Here is a 15,896-nt window from a genome sequence, read left to right on the forward strand (position 1 = left end):
GAGGGGTCTTTGGACGCGGCGGACGGCGAGGCTTAACCCGGTTGCAGTCCGACGAACATGGTCCGGTGCAGGACTTCGACGTGCCGGCAGGTGACGTCGACAGCGGCGGCCGGGTCGCGAACGTCGAATGCGTCGACCAGTTCGGCGTGCTCCCGGTTGCACTCGCGCAGGAACTCCACGGGGTACGGCAGGTAGTAGCGGTACAGATCGTTCATGACTTCGCCGTAGCGACGCGCGGCCGCTTCGAGCCCGCTCGCTTCGGCCGCAGCCAGGTGGAATCGCGCGTCGAGCTCGTGGAACTCGGCCCAGCTCGTCGCCTTGTCCATCCAGCCGACGAGCCTGCGGAGTTCGTCGAGGCGCTTGTCGTCCCGTCGCAACGCGGCGAGGTGCACGAGCCCGCATTCGAGGGCGAGCCGGTGGTCGATCAGGTCCCGGACCTCGGACGCGGATTCGGTGTACACGGCCATCTCACGCACGCGGCCACGCGTCGGACGCTCGGCAACGAGGGTGCCGCCGGTGCGGCCGCGACGGCGTACGAGCACACCGTCGTCACACAGCGACACCAGCGCTCGGCGGACGGTGATCTCGCCTACGCCGAGTGCGCGGGCAATCTCGGCGTTCGTCGGCAGGCGCTCGCCCGGCGTGAGCAGGCCGAGGTCGACCGCGAGGGCGATCCGGGCCCGCACGGTGTCCAAAGCGGACAGACGCCGGATACCCGTCAGAGCCGGGGCGGCCAGCCCGGCCGGAGAGTCGCCGAGAGCGGCCATACGGGTTACGGTACCGGACATAACTGCTCATAGTGAGCACTCTTGTTAATGTGGTCAAGATGGACTATTTTTCGGCTACCCCTCTCCCCGAAAGGTGTGGTCGTGTCGGATTCCCTGCCGGTGGTCCTGGCTCAAGCGCTGCCCGTCCCCGCCGGACGCCCGGTGAGCGACTTCGCTTCCGACGTCGGGACGCTGCTCGTCGACCATCCTGAGGCGCGCCTTGTCGCCTACCCGGAGCTGCATCTTTGCGGTGTCAGCGGCACGGATGCCGAGCGGCTGGAGCAGCTCCAGGCCGCGGCCGAGCCCCTTGACGGCGAGCGCACGCGGCAGCTCGCGCAGCTCGCGGGGGACCTCAAGATCTGGCTCGCGCCGGGCAGCGTCTGCGAGCGCGGGCCCGCCGGTCAGCTCTTCAACACCGCGCAGGCCTTTTCCCCACAAGGGAAAATGGTCTCCCACTACCGCAAGATCTTTCCGTGGCGGCCGTTCGAACCGTACGACCCCGGCGACAGGTTCGTCGTCTTCGACGTGCCGGACACCGGCCGCGTCGGGTTCTCGATCTGTTACGACGCTTGGTTTCCCGAAGTCGCCCGGCATCTCGCCTGGATGGGCGCGGACCTCATTCTCAACCCCGTGCAGACCACGACACGCGACCGCGAGCAGGAACTCGTGCTGGCGCGGGCGAACGCGATCACCAACCAGGTCTTCGTCGTCAGCGTCAACACCGCCGGGCCGTTCGGATTCGGCAAGAGCATCGTCGTCGACCCGGAAGGCCGCGTGCTCGCCGAGGCCGGTGTCGAACCGGAGGTTTTGGCTTTGACGCTGGAACTCGGCGAAGTCGCGCGGGTGCGCCGGGAAGGCACCGCCGGGACCAACCGGATGTGGGACCAGTTCACCGAAAGCGATGCCCCGCTTGAACTTCCGCTCTATCAGGGACGTATCGACCCCGGCCGCTGGCGGCCGCGAGAAGGCGGCGAATCATGACTACCACGGCGAAGCCGAACCTGACGACGTTGACCCCGCATCTCGGCCTGCGCGGGGTCGTCCTTTTCGGACTGGCGTACATGGCGCCGCTGATCGTGCTGGGCACGTACGGCATCGTCGCGGACACCACGCACGGCACCGTGCCGACGGCGTACCTGCTCGCGATGGTGGCGATGCTGTTCACCGCTGCGAGCTACGGCAAGATGGCCGCCGCGTTCCCGGTCGCCGGGTCGGCGTACACCTATGTGCGCAAAGCGATCGACTCCCGCGTGGGGTTCCTGGTCGGCTGGGCGGTGCTGCTGGACTACTTCTTCCTGCCGATGGTGATCTGGCTGATCGGCAGTGCGTACCTGTCCGCGCAGTTCCCCTCGGTGCCGAGCTGGCTGTGGCTGGTCACGTTCATCCTGCTGACGACCGCGCTCAACGTGCTCGGCATCAAGGTCGCGGCCAAGGCGAACTTCGTGCTGATGGCGTTCCAGATCCTGGTGATCGCGTTCTTCGTGGTGCTGTCGTTGCGCCAGGTCGTCGTCGACGGGCACAGTCTCGCGAGCTCGACACCGTTCGGGCACAACGGTTCTTCGTTCTCCTCGATCTCGGCGGGCGCGGCGCTGGCGGCGTATTCGTTCCTCGGCTTCGACGCCGTCACGACCTTGACCGAGGAGACGATCGAACCGCGCAAGACGATTCCCCGCGCGATCCTGCTGACCGCGCTCATCGGCGGCGGGATCTTCGTGGTGCTGGCCTATTCCACCCAGCTCGTGCACCCGGGCAGCACGTTCGACGACCAGTCGTCGGCGGCGTTCGAGATCGCGAAAACCATCGGTGGCAACCTGTTCAGCTCGTTCTTCCTCGCCGGGCTCGTGGTCGCGCAGTTCGCCTCCGGGATCGCCGCGCAGGCCGGCGCGTCGCGGCTGATGTATGCGATGGGCCGCGACGGCGTGCTGCCGAAGAAGCTTTTTGGCTACCTGCACCGGCGTCTGCAGACTCCGGTGTTCGGGATCGTGCTGATCGGTGTGGTCGGGCTGGTCGCGCTGACCCTCAGCGTCAGCACGTCGACCTCGTTCATCAACTTCGGTGCGTTCACGGCCTTCACCTTCGTCAACCTCAGCGTCATCGCGCACTGGCTCCGCAACCGCGACGGCTCGCCGGTGACGCACGTGGTGTTCCCGGTCATCGGGGCAGTCGTCGACGTCTGGCTGCTCTTCCACCTCGACGGGATCGCCCTCACTTTCGGCCTGGTGTGGCTGGGGATCGGGATCGTCTACCTGCTCGTCCTGACCCGCTTCTTCCGCGTCCCGCCGCCGGAGATGACGTTCGAGGAGTAGTCGCGAGGGTTGACCTGCCTGTGCGGTGCCCCTGCGCCCTACACTTGTAGCTGCGGGATGGATTAGGTGCCGGTCCGCGTTACAGGCGGTAGCGCATTCATCGGTACGAACGGTAGGAGAACTTGGTGGCCCTGGATCCGGAGGAACTGTACGAGGTGGACTCCGACGTCCCCGAGTTGGACGGCGCGGTCCTCCTGCTCCAGTTCGACGGCTTCATCGACGCCGGATCCGCTGGTCAGCTGCTCGCGCAGCACCTGCTGAGCGAGTTCGAGCACCGGGTGGTCGCCCGGTTCGACGTCGACCGCCTGCTCGACTACCGGTCCCGGCGTCCGCCGATGACGTACGCGGTCGATCACTGGGAGGCGTACGACGCCCCTGAGCTGGTCATCCACCTGCTGCACGACGCCGACGGCATCCCGTTCCTGGTGTTCACCGGCCCCGAGCCGGACCGCGAGTGGGAGCTGTTCGCGAAGGCCGTCCGCTCGCTGATCGAGCGTTGGGGCGTCCGGCTCGCGGTCAATTTCCACGGCATCCCGATGGGCGCGCCGCACACCCGGCCACTGGGTGTGACCGGTCACGCGACCAGGAACGACCTGCTCGTCGGCGAGCACCAACCGTTGCCGAACCGCATGCAGGTCCCCGGCAGCATCTCGGGACTGATCGAGTACCGCCTCGGCGAGTCCGGCCACGACGCGATGGGCTTCGCCGCGCACGTGCCGCACTACCTCGCTCAGGCGACGTATCCGGCTGCCGCTCTGCAGTTGCTCCAGTCCGTGACCAGGTCCACCGGCTTGCGCCTGCCCGACGCGGCGCTGCGTGAGGCCGCTCGCGCCGCCGACACGGAGATCAACCGCCAGGTCGCCGAATCCGACGAGGTCTCCGACGTCGTGCGTGCCCTCGAGCGTCAGTACGACACCTTCGTCGAGGCCACCGGCAAGGAAAGCCTGCTGGCCGAGTCTGTGGAGCACATGCCGACCGCGGAAGAGCTGGGCAACCAGTTCGAGCGCTTCCTTGCCGAGCAGCAGGGCCACGGCGACACCTCGGAGTAACTCAGGCGTTGAGGTCCTTGGGCGGGATTCCGAGCAGCGTCGTCGGGTCGTCCAGTCCACTTTCGACTTTCTTCGGCCGCCGCTCGCGGAAGATCCAGCCGCCGACGATGCCGCCGAGGAACCCGAACAGGTGCGCCTGCCAGCCGACGCCTTCCTGTCCCGGCACCAGCGCGGTGAACTGGTAGGCGAAGCACAGGGCCATCACCAGCCCGATCACGATGTCGATGCGGTGGCGGTCGAACAATCCGCGCACGAGCACATACCCGAGGTAACCCATCACCAGGCCGCTGGCGCCCGCGCCGGTCGTGCCCGACGCCTGGGTGAACCAAGCGCCGATCCCACTGGCGATGATGATCAGGACGGTCACCGACAGGAATTTCTTGACCCCTCGATAGGCCGCCAGGAAGCCGAAAATGAACAGCGGCCCGGAGTTGCCCTCGATATGCGCCCAGCTGAAGTGCAGGAACGGCGCGGTGAAGATTTCGGGCAGCGACCCGACGTCTCGCGTCTTGAGGCCGTAATCGAAGCTGAGGTGATAGCTGTCGAACGCGTTGAAGATCTGCACGATCCAGATCACCGCGAGGAAGCCCACCATCACCCACAGTGCTTTCCTGGCTTCGGCGATCATCGCCTCGGCCGTCACCGGCCCAACTGCGGTGCTTCCCTTACCTGGCGCACTCATGATTACCCCCGTCCGCGGCACCAGCGGGCACCGACTTCTGCCAGCCTAACCGTGTGTTACACGGGGTCGGTAGTGGTCGGGCTGGTCATGGCAGGCGTAATGAGACCTACCAGCAGCGCGCCGACAGCGGTGGCGACCATCGAAGTCAGGATGAAGCCGCCGTTCGACAGCACGACCTGCCACGGTGAGCCGGGCATCGCGGTGAACCAAGCCGCCGCGGCGACCGCCGGCGCGATCACCTCCGGTCGCAGAAAGCTCGACAGGCCGACGGACTGCTTGTGTACCAAGGCTTTCCGTCGGTAGAGGCCCCACGTGATGACCGGGGTGGCCAGGATCCAGACGGCGTACCAGGCGAAGCGGAACGGCAGATAGGCGTGCGGGTCGGACGTCGTCGCGAGGCTGGTCGCGATGCCGAGCGCGGCGGTGTACACCGCGAGGACCTCCGACGGGATCGAGCTGACCAGGACCTTGGCCCAGGTGGCTTCGTTGTTGTCGACTTTGATCGTGCCCGCGGCCGAGGGCGTCATATCGCGGGTCACGGCGAGCGAGGTGACGGAGGAAACGCTCATGGCCACAGATCGTAGCGATGCCGGGTTACGGCCAGGGATCAGTGTTCGACGTCGTAGGTCTGGCGTGCGGCGGCGATTGTTTCGCGGTGCCGCTCGGCCCAGCCCGTCAGCTCCAGCAGCGAGGAGTACAGCTCGCGCGCCATGTCCGTCGCGCAGTACTCCACCTTCGGCGGCACCGTCGGATACACGGTCCGGATGAGAAGGCCGTCTCGTTCCAGGTTGCGCAACGTCAAGGTCAGCATCCGGCGGCTGATACCGCCCACGGACCGTTCGAGCTCGGTGAAGCGGACCGGGCCGTGGATGGTCTGCAGCAGGATCCCGATGCTCCATTTGCCGCTGACCCTGTTGAGTACTTCCAGGACCGTGCAGCCTTCGTTGATGACGGCCGCTTCGGCTTCGAGGTCCTTGATTTCCGGCACGCCTCCGATGGTTACACATCGTGTCTGCCGTAACAAGAGATGCACTCACGGCGTTGCTCAGGCAGTTCGCGCGTCGGAGCAAGTACTCTCCGCGACATGACGAAGCCCTCCGCGCGCCGGCCGAAGCCGGCCGGTGCCGGTGAACGCCGGTTCCTCGAGGAGCTCGAGGACAAGCGCCAGGACGTCCGCGACCTTCGGCGCGCGCTGAACCGGATCGAGCCCGCGAGCCCGGCGTGGAACGCCGCCGCCCAGCGGGTGCTGAGCGCGACCGGTGAACAGCTCGACTTCGAGGACCGCGCCACCACGCTTCGTTCCGAGTGGGCACGCGAGAAGTCGATGGGTGTGATCGGCTGGGTCATCGGCGCCGAGGTCGTGTGGGCCATGGTCTGCGCGGTGCTCGCCGGGCTGGGCACGGTCGCGTCGATGGGCTATTACGCCGCGCTCTTCATGATCGTGGTCGCCGTGTGGACCGGGGTTTCCCGGGCCGTGGCAAGGGTTCCGTTCACCACCGGCGTCGCGGTGGCCGCGGTCGTCGCGGTGGCGGGGCTCATCGTCACCACGGTGATGATGACTTGGTTCCCGTGGCCGGTGCTGAGCGCGCCGCTCGTGCTGATCGCGGGCGCGGCGTTCGCCCTGCAGCGCGCGGTGCCGGTTCGGGGGCCCGATGGACGAGGGTGAACTCGACCAGCTGCGCGACGACGTCGACCAGCTTTTGCGGGTGCAGGAGGACTTCTACGGCCCTGGCGAGCGCGATCAGCTGCGTAAGGAAGTCCGCGAACTGACCGAGCGACTGGCCGACGTTGAGTCGGTCGTGACCGACTTGGAGCGGAAGCTGGATCGCGTCCAGCGCCGGTCGGCTCGGGTCACCGGCATGGAGGTTGTGGATCTCGACGGCGTCGGCGCCGAAACGCGCCGGCTCGCCGAAGTCGCGGAAACCCTGCCGACCATGCGGACCGAGCTGCTCGACGAGTTCGCGCGGGCGAAGTTGGAGCGTGCCGCCGCGGCGGCGGCGCAGTGGCTTGCGCACTACGACGCCGAACTCGAGGCCGCACTGGAACTGTCCGAGTACCTGTCGTCGACCCCAGCGATTCTGATGGCGGCGAAGGGCCGACCCGGTCGGGTCACGGAGTTCCGCAATATCCACGAATCCCTGTTGGGTATGAACCTCGACCGGACGGGAGTTGCCGAGGACGAGAACCGTGCTCGCGCTGCTCTGCTCGCCGACGACGCGACCCGCGAGCGGATCGAACCCCGGCTGCGTGCCGCGCACCAGTCGGCGCGGGCCCTGCGCGAGCGGCTGCGGGCGTCCGTCAACGCTGCCGTGTCGGAGGACTGCCTGCTGCCGAAGTGGATCGAGGAGACGCTCGGTATCCCGCCGTCCGACCCGACACAGTGGATCGAGCGCGCGACGGAGGTGCTGGCGTACCGCGTGACCTATCGCGTCGCCGACCCACTGGACCCGCTCGGCCCCGCCCGGGACGCCACTCAGTCCCCGCCCCGCGAGCTGTGGCACCGCTGGCTGATCGACGCCATGTACCAACGCGGCGTTTTCCAGCCCCCCGCTTGGCTTTGAGGCACCCGACCTGGAGTTGATCCAGTGACAGAATGGAACCGACCCTGCCCCCTCAGTTCGAGGAGCCGTCGTGCGTTTCGCCTTCAAAACCGCCAACCAGAACTCCAGCTGGGAGAACATCCTCGCCGTCTGGAAGGAAGCCGACCAGATCGAGCTGTTCGAATCCGGCTGGAACTTTGACCACTTCTATCCCATCTACAGCGATTCGACCGGTCCGTGCCTCGAAGGCTGGTCGATGCTGGCCGCGCTGGCGCAGGCGACCACCAGGCTGCGGCTGGGCACCCTGGTGACGGGGATCCACTACCGCCACCCGGCGGTACTGGCCAACATGGCTTCGACCATCGACATCATCTCCGGCGGCCGGCTCGAACTCGGGATCGGCGCGGGCTGGAACGAGGAAGAGTCCGGTGCCTACGGCTTGGAACTGGGCACTCCCGGCGAGCGCAGCGACCGTTTCGAAGAAGCCTGCCAGGTGCTGATCAGCCTGCTGTCGAACGAAACCACGGATTTCGACGGCAAGTACTACCAACTCAGCGGCGCGCGCAACGAGCCGAAGGGGCCGCAGCAGCCGCACCCGCCGATCTGCATCGGCGGCAGCGGTGAGAAGCGCACGCTGCGCACGACCGCCCGCTACGCCCAGCACTGGAATTTCGTCGGCGGGACGCCCGAGGAGTTCGCGCGCAAGCGAGACGTCCTTTACGCGCATTGTGAGGATGTCGGCCGCGACCGGAAGGAAATCACCCTTTCGAGCCACGTCCGGCTGCACCCGGGTCAGGACGTGGCAGAGGTCGCCGAACAGGCCGCTGCCCTCGGCGAAGTGGGGCTGGACCTGGCGATCATCGTGCTGACGCCGCCGCACACCGCTGCCGTCCTCGCCCCGCTGGCCGAAGCCCTCGCCCCACTCAGCTGAACCGCGACTGGGCGTCGCCGTGCAGCCGTCCGGGCGGCAGCTTCCGGCCGCTGAGCACCAGGGCGAGATCCTGGGCCGCGCCGGTCAGCGGGGCTCCGGAGCCGAATGTCCACTCGACGTCGTCGGCGCGGAGTTCGATGCCGCTCAGATCCGTCCCGAAGTGCTTGAGTCCCTGGGATGTCGTGAGGCCGGACAGGACGACGCGCAGCCGGTCTTCGGGGACACGCCGGTCGAGGCCGAGTGCGACGGTGATGTCCAGACCGTGGATGACGTCGTGGGTCAGCGCGCCTTCGAAACCGCCACCGGGCGGCTTCCAGGGGTGGTTTTCGTTGGCACTGAGCGTGTCGGCGAGCTCGGCCGCTGTTTGGGACGCAGCGTCGCGCCGGGCGCAGCGGTCGGACATCCGGGTGAAGTTGCCGCGCGCCTTGGCCAGTTCGAACAGGAAGCGAGGCATCGAGTACCGGAACGGCATCGTCATATGCGCCACGACTTCCCGCACCCGCCAGCCTTCGCACAAGCTCGGCGCGTCCCAACTCCGTGAAGGGAGGGCGCCGAGTATTTCGGCCAGATCGCGGCGTTCTCCGGCGATCTGCTGCTGGATGTCGGTCATCTCAGTGCTCGGCGGGGAAAGTCAGCATCGGCCGGATTTCGATGGTGCCGTAGCTCGCGGCGGGGTGTTTCGCCGCGATCTCGATGGCTTCGTCCAGGTCCTCGCACTCGATCAGGCAGATCCCGCCGATCTGCTCCTTCGTCTCGGAGAACGGGCCGTCGGACAGCAGAACCTCGCCGGAGCGCACGCGGACGGTGGTGGCCTCGGCCGGCGGCCGCAGTCCGGCCCCGCCGCGCATCACGCCGCGACGCTCCATCTCCACGTCCCAGCCGCCGCAGCCGTCCTCGGCGTGGGCCGCGGCAGATTCGTCCCCGCAGATCAACAACGCGTAGTTCACAACGCCTCCTCAGTGGTCCTGAACTGGAGCCAGTCACCACTACGACGAAGCAGAACACGCCGGACGGACACCCGCCGATCGAAATCTCCACTCGGCTAAAGTGTTGATCAGCGGTGGTGGGGCTCGCCGCTCCGGGCTTCGGAGAACCGCGGTGCACACCGCCAACAGTCCCTACTCGAGTCCCGGCGACCACGTCGGGTTCAGTAGGAGGCCTGTGTGACGCACCAGTCCGAACCCATCGATTCCGACGTCGACCTGCGGATTCCTGCCCAACGCCAAGAGCACGGCGCAGTACTCGTCGTCATCGCCATCGGGGGCGGGCTGGGCGCATTGGCCCGGTACGGGCTGGCCCAGGCCCTCCCCACCCGGCCCGGGCTGTTCCCGTGGGGCACGTTCGTCACCAACGTCCTCGGCTGCTTCCTCATCGGCGTACTGATGGTGCTGATCGCCGAGGTGTGGTCCGCGCATCCGCTCGCCCGCCCGTTCTTCGGCGTCGGCATCCTCGGCGGGTTCACCACCTTCTCGACGTACGCGGTGGAAACCCGCGGCTTGCTCCAACCGGGCACGGTCGGCCTGGCGTTCGTCTACCTGGCCGGGACGTTGATCTGCGCGATGCTCGCGGTACTCGCCGGGGTCTGGCTCACCCGGACGGCCACGCGGTCACGGCTGGAGGCGCGGGCGTGACGATCGCGCTGATCTTCGTCGGCGCCATGGTCGGCGCTCCGCTCCGCTACCTGACCGACCGCTTCATCCAGCGACAGCACGAATCGCTGTTCCCCTGGGGCACGCTCACGGTCAACCTGGTCGGCTGCCTGATCCTCGGCGGCCTCAGCGGCGCCGGGCTAGCGCTCCCCACCAGTCTGCTCGCGTTGCTGGGCACCGGTTTCTGCGGCGCGCTGACGACGTACAGCACGTTCAGCTTCGAAACGCTCCGGTTGGTCGAGAGCAAGGCCTACTTCTACGCCGCGATGAACGTCGTCGTCAGCGTGATCGCCGGCCTGGGGGCCGCACTCATCGGCTACACCGTCCTCCACGCCTTGGTGAGCTAAGCCGATATATCGCCGTAATCACGCGTAGGGTTGCCACGAGACTCGTCGCGATATATTGTCAACGTGTTGCGTAACTGCGCGAAGGGATGGGGTCATGAACATTCACGGCAGGTCGGACATCGGTGCGGGCTGGGGCAGCGCGGACGAAACCTCGGGGCCGCTCGGCGGTTTCCCCGGTGCTGGGCCGCAGGGCTGGGGCGAATTCGGGGGCTTCCCGACCGCGAGTGCGGCCGGTGGTCCGCCGGGAGCGCCGCCCGGGGGTTGGCCGCCTCCGCCACCGCCACCACCACCACCGGGAGGGTTTCCTCCGCCCGGAGGCTTCCCGCCAGGGTTCCCGCCGCCCGGGTTCCCCCCTCCGGGTTTCGGGCCAGGGGGGTTCGGGCCAGGGGGGTTCGGCGGCGGGCGGGGTCGGCGCGGCAAGAACGTGCGGCGGGGTGACGTCCGCACGGCGATTCTGGTGCTGCTCGCCGAACAGCCTCTTCACGGCTACCAGGTCATCCAGCAGATCGAGGCGCACAGCGGGGGCGTGTGGCGACCCAGCCCCGGTTCGGTCTATCCCACCCTGCAGCAGTTGGAGGACGAAGGAATGGTCAGCGCTTCAGAGGTCGAAGGCCGCAAGGTCTACGACCTCACCGCCGGCGGAAAGGACCTCGTCGAGGCCAAGGCCGACGAGTTCGCGGACATCTGGAACTCGGTCACCCGCGACGTCGACGACGGGCTGATGGAGGTCAACGGCCTCGTCGGGCAGGTCGCGACGGCAGCCGCGCAGGTCACGCAGATCGGCTCGGACACCCAGCTCGCCGCCGCGGTGAAGATCCTGGCGGACACCCGCCGTCGGCTCTACCAAATCCTCGCCGAAGGGGAGTAGCCCAACCAGAACGCGGGAGCGGCCTTCGTAGCGAAGGCAGCTCCCGCGTCGCTCTGGAGGAAACCGCACGGCGCCGAGCGCGCGTTGCTATCGTCTTCGTGACGGGTAAGCGACTACGGGGGGAACCGGGTGGGACTGTTCGACAAGCTCCGCGGCGAGCTGATCGACATCATCGAGTGGACCGACGACAGCCGTGACACGATCGTGTGGCGGTTCCCGCGCTACGAGAACGAGATCAAGATGGGCGCGCGGCTCACCGTGCGCGAGTCGCAGGTCGCGGTCTTCGTGAACGAGGGCCAGGTCGTCGACGCCTTCGTGCCCGGTATGTACACCCTCGACACGCAGAACATGCCGCTGCTGTCGACGATCAAGGGCTGGAAGTACGGGTTCCAGTCGCCGTTCAAGGCCGAGGTCTACTTCGTCAACACCCGGCAGTTCACGGATATGAAGTGGGGTACGCAGAACCCCGTCATCGTCCGCGACCCCGAGTTCGGCGCGGTGCGGTTGCGGGCCTTCGGTGCCTTCTCGGTTCGGGTGGTCAACGCGCCCAGCCTGCTGCGCGAGCTCGCGGGCACCGACCCGCAGTTCCGGACCGAAGAGGTCGAGGAGTACTTGCGGCAGATCATCGTCGGCAGGCTCGGCACCGCGCTGGCTACCTCCGGGGTGCCGATGCTCGATCTGGCCACGCAGCAGGGCCAGATCGGCGACAAGCTCGGCACGGCGCTCACCTTGGAGCTGTCGTCCGTCGGTATCGAGATCCCGAAGTTCGTCATCGAGAACATCTCGCTGCCGCCCGAGGTCGAGGCGGCGCTCGACAAGCGCACCCAGATGGGCATCGTCGGGGACCTCAACCAGTACACGCAGTTCCAGAGCGCGAACGCCATCGAAGCCGCGGCCAACAACCAGGGCGGCGCCGGTGAGGGCCTGGGCGTCGGCCTCGGCATGGCGCTCGGGCAGCGTGCCGCGGGTCAGTACCAGCAGCCGCAGCAGCAATATCAGCAGCCGCAGCAGTACCAGCAACCCCAGCAGCAACAGCCCCAGCAGTACGCCCAGCCCCAGCCTCAACAACAGCAGGCACCGGCCGGGCCACCGCCGTTGCCGGTAGCCGAGCAGTGGTTCCTCGGCGTCGGCGGGCAGCAGGCCGGTCCGTACGACCACGCGGCGCTCGCGCAGCAGGTGTCCAGCGGCGCCCTCACGCGGGAAACGCTGGTCTGGCGTGCCGGGATGGCGCAGTGGGTGGCCGCGAGTCAGGTGCCGGAGCTGGCATCGGTCTTCGGCAGCACGCCGCCGCCGCTTCCTCCCCAGGGCTGAGCCCGATGACCGATCCCCACGCGCCCCAGACGGAGGCGCACACTTATCCCTGCGGTGGCTGTGGCGCCCGCGTCCAGTTCGCGCCGGGTACCAACGTGCTGCGCTGCCCGTACTGCGGTTTCCAGCAGCAGATCGCCGTCAGTGAACGGCAGATCCGCGAGATCCCGTTCGCGGAGCTGGCGACGTTGGCACGCAAGCCCGTCGGCAGCATCGGCACGTACGAGTACGTCTGCCAGCGGTGTGCCGCGCACACGCGGTCGAACGAGACGGCGAGCCCGTGTCAGTTCTGCGGTTCCCCGCTGGTGCTCGATTCCCGTGCCACCGGCCAGATCGTGCCCGAAGGCGTGCTGCCGTTCTCGCTCGACCGGAGCGCCATGCGAGCAGCGCTGGGCAAATGGACGTCGTCGCGCTGGTTCGCGCCGACAGCGTTGAAGAAGGTCAAGGAAGCGGAGTCCACCAAGGGTACCTACGTTCCACATTGGACATACGACTCGCAGACGGCGTCGTCGTACTCCGGTGCGCGCGGTGAGCACTACTACGTCACCGAGTCGTACACCGACAACAACGGGCAGCGGCGGACCCGTCAGGTCCAGCGCACCCGCTGGTACCCGGTGCAGGGCTCGGTGTGGCGCGCCTTCGACGACGTCCTGGTGCCCGCCAGCGTCCTCGTGCCGGTGAAGAAGCTCGACGGACTCGCGCCGTGGCCGCTGCCGAACGCCGTGCCGTACCAGCCGCAGTACCTCGCCGGCTACCACGCACTTCGCTACGACGTCGAACCTGAACCGGGCTTCGAAGAAGCGAAGGCGCGGATGGCGCCGGTCATCGAGGCCGACTGCCGCCGCGACATCGGTGGTGACGAGCAGCGGGTGGAAGCGGTCAACACCAACCACGGCAACGTCACCTTCAAGCTGATGCTGCTGCCGGTGTGGATCGCCAGCTACCTGTACGGGGGCAAGACCTTCCAGATCCTGGTCAACGCGCTCACCGGCGAAGTCGACGGCGAACGTCCGTACAGCAAGGCGAAGATCGCCATCGCGATCGCCATCGCGCTGGTGGTGGTGATCGGGATCGTCATCCTGATCGCGCACAGCAACCTCACTGGCTCGACGAGCCATCCCAGCACCACCCACACCACCACCACCCACCACCGCTAACACGCGCGTAACCCGCGCCCGCAAGCACCGCAACTCGCCGTCGAGTTGCGGTAATTGCGGACGCTAAGCACCGCAACTCGCCGTCGAGTTGCGATCAGGCGGGGCGCTTGCCAGGCGACCGCAGGGCACTTTTGGACAAGGGTGCCCTGCTTGAGACTTCACTGAGGGCACAAAAGTACAAAGTGCCCTCAGTAGGTGACGGGTAGGGAGGTCAGGCCGCGCAGGGCCATGTGGGGGCGCCGGGTCACCTCACCGGCGATCTTGAGCTTCGGGAAGCGCTTCGCCATGCTCTCCAGCAGCGTCGTCATCTCGAGCCTGGCCAGGGCGGCCCCGATGCAGAGGTGCAGGCCGTGCCCGAAGAACAGCCCGCGACCGTCGTCGCGGGTGATGTCGAGCCGGTCCGGATCTCCGAAGCGCGCGGGATCCCGGTTGGCCGCACCGCTCAGCACGAAGAGCATCGAGTTCGCCGGGATCGTGACCCCGCCGACTTCGATTTCCTCGACGGCGACCCGCTGGTTGGCCTGCGCGGAAGGGTCCCAGCGAAGGATTTCCTCGGTGGCGCCGGCTGCCAGCGACGGATTGCCGGCGAGCAGCTCGTACTGCTCCGGATTCGTCAGCAAGGCGTACAACCCGTTGCCCAGCGCGCCGGCCGTGGTCTCGTAACCGCCGCCGAACAGCACGATCAACGAGTAGAGGACGTCGTCGTCGCTCATCACCTCGGGATCGGCTTCGTGCTTGCCGATCAACGCGGACGTCAGGTCGTCCTGCGGCTCGGCCCGGCGCTGCTCGATCAGATCGACGAAGTACTTCTTGTACTCCACGGCCGCGTTGTCGCCGCGCTGGCGGTGTTCGTCGGAAACCTGCGCGTCCACCAGCCGGGTGAGCGCGTCGGTGAGGTCGCGGAACTTCTCGTGGTCGCGCTCCGGCACGCCGACGAGGTCGCCGATCACGGCCATGCCCAGCGGATACAGCACGACGTCGACGAAGTCGACCGGCTTCCCGCCCGCGCCGAGCTCGGCGAACCGGTCCAGCACGCGATCGGTCGCGCGCTGCACGGACGGCCGCATCGCCTCGACCCGGCGCATGGTGAAGTCGCGGGCGAGCAGACGGCGTTCGCGGGTGTGCTCGGGCGGGTTCTTCCAGGGCAGCAGCGAGGACAGGAACGTCGAGCCCGGCGAGTCCCGCCAGCCGGGAGTGTTGGCGTCCTTCCACTGCTCGTCGACGACCTTGACCCGCTGGGCGTCGGCGTACACCTGCTGGCAGTCCGCGAACCGGGTCAGTACCCAGGAATTCAGCGTGGGACTGTGGAAGACCGGGGCCAGCTCGCGCATCTTGGTGTAGGCGGGGTATGGGTCCCACACGCCCTCGGGGGCGAACAACGACATCAGGATCCGGTCGGCTTCGGCGGACATGGCTTCCCTTCGGAGTTCGGACCCAAACTCTCCCACGGACCGCGGACCGTTGGTACCACTGATTTGCGGTTCGCCAAGCCGCGGCCGGGGTGGCTGCAGCCATGAGGAAACCGTTGGGAAGCACCACGCTGACCGGCGCGGCCGCGATGACCTGCGACAAGTACAGCGCGTAAGACCGGTCGCCGAAGACTGGGCACCGCTGGTGTGGTCGGTGACCCTCGACGGTCCCTCCGTGGGCGTGGGCGATCTCGGTGGCGTGGCGCTTGGCGTTGTCGAGGAGGTTGCCGACCAGCCGCATGAGCTGGGCACGGTTCCCTTGCGCCACAGGGCTTCCAGCGACTTCGGAGGTGGTGGTCACGCCGTCGCGAGAGTGGCGGCTCGTGAGACAAGCGGCCACGACGTCTGCCATCTCTTCCAGAGCAAAGCTCTCGGGCGCCGCTCCTTCGAGCTTGCGAGCAGCAGGAGGTCGGCGACGAGGTCCTGCAGCCGGGTGGCGTCGAGAACGGTGTTTTCGCACGCCTGCGCCAGTCGATGCTGTCCGGGTGGGCCAGCTGACCTCCAGCTGGGTCCGCATCGAAGTGAGCGGAGTCCGCAGTTCGTGGGACGCGTCGGCGGTGAACTGGCGCTGCCGGGTCATCGCGGGTGTCCAGGCGGCCGAGCATTGGTGTTCATGGTCGCGCAAAAAACGGGCCCCCACCGCGTTTCCGCTGGTGAAGGCCCGTTGGTTGTGGTGCCCTGGGCAGGATTCGAACCTGCGACACCTGCCTCCGGAGGGCAGTGCTCTATCCCCTGAGCTACCAAGGCGCATTGCTGCGCAACGCAGATAAGCCTACCGCACGCCGATCGGAGGATGGATGGAGGTCGGTCTTGCCCGTTGGGA

18 protein-coding genes, 1 tRNA gene and 1 pseudogene are annotated in these 15,896 nt (G+C 67.5%); 11 read left to right on the forward strand and 9 right to left on the reverse strand.

Translation table 11 applies throughout. The annotated features are described in order from the left end of the window. Window positions 1-32 precede the first annotated feature (32 nt). Window positions 33-767, reverse strand: a complete 735-nt coding sequence (locus tag JWQ81_RS20090; RefSeq protein ID WP_297543749.1) for an FCD domain-containing protein — start codon at window positions 765-767, stop codon at window positions 33-35. 102 nt (window positions 768-869) lie between these two features. On the opposite strand from JWQ81_RS20090, the gene JWQ81_RS20095 reads away from it, so the two are divergent. The 3 genes from JWQ81_RS20095 (at window position 870) to JWQ81_RS20105 (ending at window position 4,122) form a co-directional block, all read left to right on the forward strand. After that, the gene (locus JWQ81_RS20095; protein WP_297543751.1) at window positions 870-1,748 is read left to right on the forward strand and encodes a carbon-nitrogen hydrolase family protein; all 879 of its coding nucleotides are present in this window, start codon (window positions 870-872) and stop codon (window positions 1,746-1,748) included. After that, complete coding sequence (locus tag JWQ81_RS20100) at window positions 1,745-3,073, forward strand: APC family permease (protein WP_297543753.1); 1,329 nt, start codon at window positions 1,745-1,747, stop codon at window positions 3,071-3,073. Before JWQ81_RS20095 ends, JWQ81_RS20100 begins: the two co-directional genes overlap by 4 nt. A 125-nt stretch (window positions 3,074-3,198) precedes the next feature. Then, window positions 3,199-4,122 carry a proteasome assembly chaperone family protein gene (locus tag JWQ81_RS20105; protein ID WP_297543755.1) on the forward strand — a complete coding sequence of 308 codons (924 nt, stop codon included), beginning with the start codon at window positions 3,199-3,201 and terminating at the stop codon, window positions 4,120-4,122. 1 nt (window position 4,123) lies between these two features. Here the strand turns inward: JWQ81_RS20105 and JWQ81_RS20110 are convergent, their stop codons facing one another. From JWQ81_RS20110 to JWQ81_RS20120, 3 genes are read right to left on the reverse strand one after another with little or no spacing between them, the layout of a single operon-like run. Next, window positions 4,124-4,804, reverse strand: a complete 681-nt coding sequence (locus tag JWQ81_RS20110; protein ID WP_297543758.1) for a rhomboid family intramembrane serine protease — start codon at window positions 4,802-4,804, stop codon at window positions 4,124-4,126. A 56-nt stretch (window positions 4,805-4,860) separates the two neighbouring features. After that, window positions 4,861-5,373: a hypothetical protein gene (locus JWQ81_RS20115; protein WP_297543760.1), complete on the reverse strand. Its 513-nt coding sequence runs from the start codon at window positions 5,371-5,373 to the stop codon at window positions 4,861-4,863. A 38-nt stretch (window positions 5,374-5,411) separates the two neighbouring features. Next, window positions 5,412-5,792, reverse strand: a complete 381-nt coding sequence (locus JWQ81_RS20120; RefSeq protein WP_297543762.1) for a helix-turn-helix domain-containing protein — start codon at window positions 5,790-5,792, stop codon at window positions 5,412-5,414. A 96-nt stretch (window positions 5,793-5,888) separates the two neighbouring features. Here JWQ81_RS20120 and JWQ81_RS20125 point away from each other — a divergent pair, with 96 nt between their 5' ends. The 3 genes from JWQ81_RS20125 to JWQ81_RS20135 all read left to right on the forward strand — a co-directional run bounded on the left by JWQ81_RS20125 (window position 5,889) and on the right by JWQ81_RS20135 (window position 8,275). After that, window positions 5,889-6,470, forward strand: a complete 582-nt coding sequence (locus tag JWQ81_RS20125; RefSeq protein ID WP_297543764.1) for a hypothetical protein — start codon at window positions 5,889-5,891, stop codon at window positions 6,468-6,470. After that, window positions 6,457-7,365, forward strand: a complete 909-nt coding sequence (locus JWQ81_RS20130; RefSeq protein WP_297543766.1) for a hypothetical protein — start codon at window positions 6,457-6,459, stop codon at window positions 7,363-7,365. Before JWQ81_RS20125 ends, JWQ81_RS20130 begins: the two co-directional genes overlap by 14 nt. Before the next feature lie 70 nt (window positions 7,366-7,435). Beyond that, window positions 7,436-8,275 (forward strand): LLM class F420-dependent oxidoreductase, encoded by an 840-nt coding sequence (locus JWQ81_RS20135; RefSeq protein WP_297543768.1) that lies wholly within the window; start codon window positions 7,436-7,438, stop codon window positions 8,273-8,275. Here the strand turns inward: JWQ81_RS20135 and JWQ81_RS20140 are convergent. Then, entirely contained in the window at window positions 8,268-8,885 is a 618-nt protein-coding gene (locus tag JWQ81_RS20140) for a maleylpyruvate isomerase family mycothiol-dependent enzyme (RefSeq protein WP_297543770.1), read from the reverse strand. The genes JWQ81_RS20135 and JWQ81_RS20140 overlap by 8 nt on opposite strands. Before the next feature lies 1 nt (window position 8,886). Beyond that, on the reverse strand, window positions 8,887-9,222 hold the full coding sequence (locus tag JWQ81_RS20145) for a YciI family protein (protein WP_297543771.1): 336 nt from the start codon (window positions 9,220-9,222) through the stop codon (window positions 8,887-8,889). 216 nt (window positions 9,223-9,438) lie between these two features. On the opposite strand from JWQ81_RS20145, the gene crcB (JWQ81_RS20150) reads away from it, so the two are divergent. The 5 genes from crcB (JWQ81_RS20150) to JWQ81_RS20170 all read left to right on the forward strand — a co-directional run bounded on the left by crcB (JWQ81_RS20150) (window position 9,439) and on the right by JWQ81_RS20170 (window position 13,604). Further along, a complete protein-coding gene (crcB, locus tag JWQ81_RS20150; RefSeq protein WP_297543773.1) occupies window positions 9,439-9,906 on the forward strand; it encodes a fluoride efflux transporter CrcB in 468 nt (155 codons plus the stop codon). Beyond that, window positions 9,903-10,271: a fluoride efflux transporter CrcB gene (gene crcB, locus JWQ81_RS20155; RefSeq protein WP_297543774.1), complete on the forward strand. Its 369-nt coding sequence runs from the start codon at window positions 9,903-9,905 to the stop codon at window positions 10,269-10,271. The genes crcB (JWQ81_RS20150) and crcB (JWQ81_RS20155) overlap by 4 nt, the downstream gene beginning before the upstream one ends. A gap of 94 nt (window positions 10,272-10,365) precedes the next feature. Beyond that, window positions 10,366-11,139 (forward strand): PadR family transcriptional regulator, encoded by a 774-nt coding sequence (locus tag JWQ81_RS20160; RefSeq protein ID WP_297543776.1) that lies wholly within the window; start codon window positions 10,366-10,368, stop codon window positions 11,137-11,139. A 129-nt stretch (window positions 11,140-11,268) separates the two neighbouring features. Then, window positions 11,269-12,450 carry an SPFH domain-containing protein gene (locus JWQ81_RS20165; RefSeq protein ID WP_297543779.1) on the forward strand — a complete coding sequence of 394 codons (1,182 nt, stop codon included), beginning with the start codon at window positions 11,269-11,271 and terminating at the stop codon, window positions 12,448-12,450. Between the two features lie 5 nt (window positions 12,451-12,455). Continuing rightward, window positions 12,456-13,604: a hypothetical protein gene (locus tag JWQ81_RS20170; protein WP_297543781.1), complete on the forward strand. Its 1,149-nt coding sequence runs from the start codon at window positions 12,456-12,458 to the stop codon at window positions 13,602-13,604. 188 nt (window positions 13,605-13,792) lie between these two features. Here the strand turns inward: JWQ81_RS20170 and JWQ81_RS20175 are convergent, their stop codons facing one another. The 3 genes and pseudogenes from JWQ81_RS20175 to JWQ81_RS20180 all read right to left on the reverse strand — a co-directional run bounded on the left by JWQ81_RS20175 (window position 13,793) and on the right by JWQ81_RS20180 (window position 15,820). Further along, a complete protein-coding gene (locus JWQ81_RS20175; RefSeq protein ID WP_297543783.1) occupies window positions 13,793-15,016 on the reverse strand; it encodes a cytochrome P450 in 1,224 nt (407 codons plus the stop codon). Window positions 15,017-15,602: 586 nt separating this feature from the next. After that, window positions 15,603-15,653, reverse strand: a pseudogene (locus tag JWQ81_RS45040) (hypothetical protein); the annotation flags it as partial. Window positions 15,654-15,744: 91 nt separating this feature from the next. Then, window positions 15,745-15,820, reverse strand: a tRNA-Arg gene (locus tag JWQ81_RS20180). Window positions 15,821-15,896 lie beyond the last annotated feature (76 nt).

This window comes from Amycolatopsis sp. (assembly GCF_025464955.1).
Taxonomy (GTDB): domain Bacteria; phylum Actinomycetota; class Actinomycetes; order Mycobacteriales; family Pseudonocardiaceae; genus Amycolatopsis.